This window comes from Kitasatospora sp. NPDC057738, from assembly GCF_042798815.1.
GTDB lineage: Bacteria > Actinomycetota > Actinomycetes > Streptomycetales > Streptomycetaceae > Kitasatospora > Kitasatospora lactacystinica.
Genome location: NZ_JBHVJT010000098.1, coordinates 28,253 through 34,354, shown reverse-complemented (window position 1 = coordinate 34,354; position 6,102 = coordinate 28,253). Strand labels below are relative to the sequence as shown.

The window sequence follows — 6,102 nt, the reverse complement described above, 5'->3', positions numbered from 1 at the left end:
GGCCCCCGCAGGCGGCGCCCGGGCCGCCGGGAGCGCGGCCCGGGAGAGGCCGCCGGACGGCAAACCCCTTGGGCGGGCCCATGGTTGGCCGTGCGATATCCCGGCGGCCGGGGCGGTGCGGCGCGTACCATCGGACGCCCGCCGTCAGGTCGCGGACCGGCGCGCGGGGCAGCGGGCGGCCGGGGCGGGGACAGGGGTGGCGTGTGACGAAGAGTGATGTCCGGCGGGGCGTGGTGCGGCGCGGGCTGACGGCGCTGGTCGTCTGGTGGCTGTGGATGCCGCTGGTCGCGCTGCTGGTACGGCTGGTCAAGCACACCGTGTTCGGCGGGTTCGGGCAGCAGGACCAGAGCTACCTGCTGCTGATCGAGCGGGAGTTCCTCCCGCACGGCGGCGTGCTGGACGCGGCGCCGCTGTTCTGGCTCTGGGTCGCGATCGGGCTGTGCGGCACGGTGGGCGTGGTCGCGTACGTCGCGCAGGAGTCCGGGGCCGGCTACGGCGGGTGGCGGGTGCGCCTGGCACTGGCGGCGGTGCTGCTGGCGGTGGCCGGCTCGCTGGTGCGCACGGGCACCGGACTGTGGGACGACGACAAGGACGAGGGCCGCTTCTACGCGGCGGCCACCGTGCTCGACGTCCCCGCCGGCGGGGCCGGCACACCGCGCTCGGTCCTGCCGGTGACCGAGCACACCCGCGCCGGCGACGGCACCCGCTGCGACCTGGTCGGCACCGCGGACGTGCCGGCCTGCGTGAAGACCGCGCCGATGCCGGACTTCGACTTCGAGGCCCGCACCGCCTCCTACGCGGCGGCCACCAAGGCGCTCACCGACAGTGCCGGCCTGACCTCCGGGGTCCACCTGATGGGCCACAGCCTGCACTACCTGCCCGACGCCTCGCCGGGCGGCGGCGTGTGGACGGCCGTCCTGGACGGCTCCGGCGAGCAGCCGATGGAGGGCGTCGCCGTCTGGGACGGCCGCTCCAACTCCGTCACCACCTGCGCCTTCCGGGGCGAGCACGCCTTCGGCCGGGCCTTCGCCGGCACCGGGGCCGTCAGCCTGCGCAACCTGCTCGCCGAGCGCTTCCCGGACCTCGTCCACAGCGACCAGGACATCTGGGGCTACTGCGACGGCGCCGACCCCCGCACCGCCCAGCCGGTGGTGGTGATCTCGGTGGCCCGGCAGACCGGCTGGCACCAGCGCACCGTCCTGGAACCCGCCGGGGTGCTGGTGCTGCGCGGCTCGCCCGACGGCCGCCCGAACATGACGTACCGGGCGGACGTGGCCCCGGGCGAACTGCCGGGGGCCGTCTACCCGGCCTCGGTGGTCCGCTCGCAGATCCACGAGATCCAGTGGCTCGGCGGCCGCGGCGCGAAGGACGACCGCGGCTTCGGCTACGCGCACACCTCGGCGTCGACCAACGCCGTCAACCCGGGCGAGTTCCTGCTGCGCTCCAGGGCGGACGGCCACCTGTACTACGTGACGCCGCTGGTGCCGCGGGAGAGCTCCTCGCAACTGGTGGTGGCCTTCGCCGTCCTGCAGGCCGACCGGGTCGGCGGCGGCCTCAACGACCTGCACGTGTACGTGCGCGGCGACGACAGCCCGTCGGTGAACCTGGACGTGCTGGCCAGCCGGATGGTGTCGTACATGGCGCAGCAGACCTCGATCACCATCAGCGCCGGGCAGGGCGGCGCGCTGCAGGAGATCGTCCCGTTCGGCCGGGACATGTGGCGCGGCTTCGTGGACTTCAACGGGCAGACCCAGGACTACATCGACCTGTCGGGCGACGCCACGGTGACCCCCAACCTGGTGTCGCTGAGCGGCGACATCACCGCGCCCGGCGGACGCCCGACACCGGCCCCGACTCCGGCCCCGACGCCGGCCGCACCGGCGGCCGGGTGCGGCGGCGACCCGGGGCAGCTGACGACCGGACAACTCGCCTCCTGCGTCGCCGAACTGTCCAAGGCCCTGCAGGGGCGCGTCCAGGACCCGGCACCCGCCCGGCCCTGACGGCCGGTCCCGCCACCGCCCGTCCGATCGCTCTCCGTCACCCCTGACGTGGTCTCAACCACCTCGGGAAAAGCCCAGCTTGACGCAGGCCCGCCCCTGCGGGCTTGACGGAATTTGCCAACCCGGCGCCTCACGCGCACCAGCCATTGACCCGGCCATGACGCCGTGTGAGGGTTCGGGCACCCGAGCGCGGACGGCCCGCACGGCCGTCCCCTCCAGAGGCGGCCCCGCGACGCCTCCCCAGCCTGCCGTCCGCGGTCGAGGACCCCCACACGCGAGGAGCCCCGATGCAACGCAGGATTTCCGCAGGAAGGTTGCTGACCGCGGCGACCGCCCTGACCGTGCTGGCCGGCATGATCGCCGCCACCGCGGGGCCGGCCACCGCCGCACCCGACACCACCCCGGCCCCGCCCAGCGGGCTGGCCGCCGCGGTGAGCGCCGCCGACGCCGCCGTGACGGCCGGTCTGGACGCGCTGGCCAAGGGCAGCGACGAGACCTACGAGCGCAAGGCCGTCACCCCCTGGGTGGACGGCCTCTACTCCGTCGCCTACGAGCGCAGCTACCGCGGGCTGCCCGTGGTCGGCGGCGACGCCGTCGTCCTCGCCGACTCCCGGGGCACGGTCCGCGCCCTGCAGTCCGCCGCCACCGGCCCCGTCGGCACCTCCACCATCGCCCGGATCAGTGCGGAACAGGCGGAGCGGACCGCCCGCAGCAAGGCGGCCTCCGTCGACACCGTCGAGTCCCGCCGCCTGGTGGTGCGGGTCAAGGACGGCACCAGCCGCCTGGCCTGGGAGACCGTCCTCGCCGGCCACAAGGGCCCGGCCCCCAGCCGCCTGCACGTGTTCGTCGACGCCACCACCGGCGAGGTGCTCGACAGCTACGACGACGTCCACGCGGGCACCCTGAACAGCGAGTGGAACGGCCCCTCGCCGACGATCGCCACCACGGCCTCCGGCGGCTCCTACACGCTGCGCGACCCGAACCGCCCCGGCCTGTCCTGCGCCGACTACGGCACCGGCCAGGTCTTCTCCAAGTCGAGCGACTCCTGGGGCACCGGCAGCGCCTCCAGCAAGGAGACCGGCTGCGGCGACGCGATGTTCGCGGCCCAGAAGGAATGGGACATGCTCCGCGACTGGCTGGGGCGCAACGGCCACAACGGCAACGGCGGCAGCTGGCCCGTCAAGGTCGGCCTCAGTGACGTCAACGCCTACTGGGACGGCAGCACCATATCCATCGGCCACAGCCAGGCCAACAAGTGGATCGCCTCCATCGACGTCGTCGGCCACGAGTTCGGCCACGGCATCGACCAGTACACCCCCGGCGGCGCCAACAACGAGTCCGGCCTGGGCGAGGCCACCGGCGACATCATGGGCGCCCTCACCGAGGCCTACGCCAACGAACCCGCCCCCTACGACACCCCCGACTACACCGTCGGCGAGATGATCAACCTGGTCGGCAGCGGCCCGATCCGCAACATGTACAACCCCTCGCTGGTGAGCAACAACCCCAACTGCTACTCGGCGTCCATCCCGAACACCGAGGAGCACGCGGCGGCCGGCCCGCTGAACCACTGGTTCTACCTGCTCGCCGAGGGCTCCAACCCCGGCGGCGGCAAGCCCACCAGCCCCACCTGCAACAACTCCTCCGTCACCGGCATCGGCATCAAGGACGCCGGCCGGGTCTTCTACGGCGGCATGCTCCTCAAGACCAGCGGCATGACCTACAAGCGCTACCGCACCGCCACCCTGACCGCCGCCAAGAACCTCGACCCGACCTGCACCTTCTTCAACCGCGCCAAGACCGCCTGGGACGCCGTCAGCGTCCCCGCCCAGACCGGCGACCCCACCTGCACCAACAACGGCAGCAACGACTTCTCGCTCTCCCTCGGCCCGGCCTCCGGCTCCGTCCAGCCCGGCGCCTCCACCACGGCCACGGTGAGCACCGCGGTGACCTCCGGCACCGCCCAGACCGTCGCCCTGACCGCCTCCGGCCTGCCGTCCGGCGTCACCGCGAGCTTCAACCCCTCCTCGGTCCAGGCCGGCTCCTCCGCCACCCTCACCCTGAACGCCTCCGCGAGCGCGGCGAACGGGACCTACCAGATCACCGTCACCGGCACCGCCGGCACCACCACCCACACCGCCCAGTACAGCCTGACGGTGGGCAAGGACTCGCCCAACCCCGGCGGCACCTGGACCGCCGGCACCACCTATCAGGCGGGCGACGTCGTGACCTACAACGGCGTCGGCTACCGCTGCCTCCAGGGCCACACCGCCCTGGTCGGCTGGGAGCCGCCGAACGTCCCCGCGCTCTGGCAGCAGGTGTGACCGGCTCGCGCTGACACCCCGTGAAGCCGCTGCGCCGCGGCCCGTCGAGGGGGACGGACCTCGGCGCGGCCGTGCGCGCCGACGGATGCCGGAGGGGTCCCGGGGAGAGGGCCCCGGGATGCCGCGGTGCGCACCGAAGCCCCGGGGGCGGCCCGGACAGTGGGCCGCCCCCGGGGCGCGTCGGCGCGCCGTGCCCACGGCGCGGCGGTCGGTTGCTGCGGTGGTCAGGTGCTGCGGTCGAAGAGCTTGACGCGCAGCGGCTCCCGGGCCGGGGTGTCGACCGGTTCCGGCGGGGAGAGGGTGAGGACGAACCCGCCGATCGCGATGACGGCCGTGATGGCGACGGCCAGCGGCACGACGAACTGGGAGGCGGGCAGGCCGTCGGCCCGGAACCGCTCGTCCAGTCGGACGGAGACGGCGGCCATCCCGGTGTAGTGCATGGCGGTGACCGCGACCCCGGCGACGAGGGAGGCGGCCAGCGAGGCCGCGAAGCCGGTGATGTTGAGGGTCATCCACAGCGCCGCGGTGGCGGCGGCCACGGCGATGGCGATGGAGACGGCCACCAGCACGGGGTCGTAGGAGACCTCGCCCTCGACCTGCATGGCGGACATGCCGAGGTAGTGCATGGCCGCGACACCGCAGCCGGTGACGGTGCCGCCGATCAGCAGGGACGCCGTCGTCCTGCGGCGGTAGCCGACGTACAGGACGCCGGCGCCGACGACCACGACGGCCAGCAGCAGGCTGCCGAGGGTCTCGGGGACGCGGTAGACGACGGTCGAGCCGGTGACGGCGAAGCCCATCATCGCCATGAAGTGCATGGTCCAGATGCCGCAGCCGAGTTCGACCGCGGACAGCAGCAGCCACCCCAGGCGGCGGGCCGGCGGCAGGGTCAGGGCCCGTACGGTGCAGCGCAGTCCGAGCGCCGCGCCGGTGCAGGCGATGAGGTAGGACAGGAGCGGGTTGATCCAGCCGTAGTGGAACCCGTCGATGTGGGCGGTGTGGGGATGCATGGCCACCTGGGGTGCGTTCTTGCGGAGGGGGGCGGAGTGCTCTCCTGCCCGGGGCGCCGGCGGCTGTGGGGTTGCCGTTCCGGCGGGGGATCAGGATCCGATTCCCGATGGATCGTATAGCGATCAATTTGATTCCGCGAAATCGGCGGCCGGCGGAATTGCTGAGGGGTTTTCAGGGGAATCCGCCGATGGCGGTGGTTCATGATCGACATTGCGCCGGGTCAGGCCGTTTTCGCGATGGGGGCGTCAATTTCCCTTTTGTGAAACACCTTGAACAATTCCGTCCGACGGCGGGGGTGCCCCCGCCGAACGGCGGGGTGCACGGAAAACGCCGCGGAATTCACCCGCGCGGGAAATCCGGCCCGCGGCGCGCCGGGGACGGGGCCGCCCGCTACCGCCCGAGCGCGGCCTGCGCGATGACGGCCCGCAGGCGGGCCTGGACGGCCTCGGCGGCCTCGCGGGTGACCGGGTCCTCGCTCTCCAGCTGCGGGGCGATCAGCTCCGCGGCGGCCACCAGGAGCGGCAGGGGCACCTCCACGCTGCGCAGATGGAGGAGCTGGGAGGCCGCCCGCTCACCGGGCGTGGCCGGTGCGGGGGCGACGGGGATCAGGGCGGTGAGGCCCCGGGGGAGCGGCTGAGTGCTGGTCACCCGGCCCATTCTCCCGTGCGGGCCCGGGCGGTGCGAGGCGGGGGGGCCCCAACGGGCGGGGGCGGGGTTCAGAAGGGCAACTCCACCGGGGGGCACGGAAAGGGGGTCACCGGGGGGGA

3 protein-coding genes and 2 pseudogenes are annotated in these 6,102 nt (G+C 73.6%); 3 read left to right on the top strand and 2 right to left on the bottom strand.

The window, feature by feature from the left end:
• The first annotated feature begins 203 nt into the window (after positions 1 to 203).
• The 3 genes and pseudogenes from ACFVGO_RS35680 to ACFVGO_RS35670 all read left to right on the top strand — a co-directional run.
• The gene (locus ACFVGO_RS35680) at positions 204 to 2,000 is read left to right on the top strand and encodes a hypothetical protein (protein WP_380636274.1); all 1,797 of its coding nucleotides are present in this window, start codon (positions 204 to 206) and stop codon (positions 1,998 to 2,000) included.
• Between the two features lie 287 nt (positions 2,001 to 2,287).
• Positions 2,288 to 4,186, top strand: a pseudogene (locus ACFVGO_RS35675) (M4 family metallopeptidase); the annotation flags it as partial.
• A gap of 12 nt (positions 4,187 to 4,198) precedes the next feature.
• Positions 4,199 to 4,324: pseudogene (locus ACFVGO_RS35670) on the top strand (carbohydrate-binding protein); the annotation flags it as partial.
• 224 nt (positions 4,325 to 4,548) lie between these two features.
• Here the strand turns inward: ACFVGO_RS35670 and ACFVGO_RS35665 are convergent.
• Positions 4,549 to 5,334 (bottom strand): MHYT domain-containing protein, encoded by a 786-nt coding sequence (locus ACFVGO_RS35665; protein WP_380636272.1) that lies wholly within the window; start codon positions 5,332 to 5,334, stop codon positions 4,549 to 4,551.
• Between the two features lie 391 nt (positions 5,335 to 5,725).
• Positions 5,726 to 5,983, bottom strand: coding sequence for a hypothetical protein (locus ACFVGO_RS35660; protein WP_380357037.1), 258 nt, complete (start codon positions 5,981 to 5,983; stop codon positions 5,726 to 5,728).
• Positions 5,984 to 6,102 lie beyond the last annotated feature (119 nt).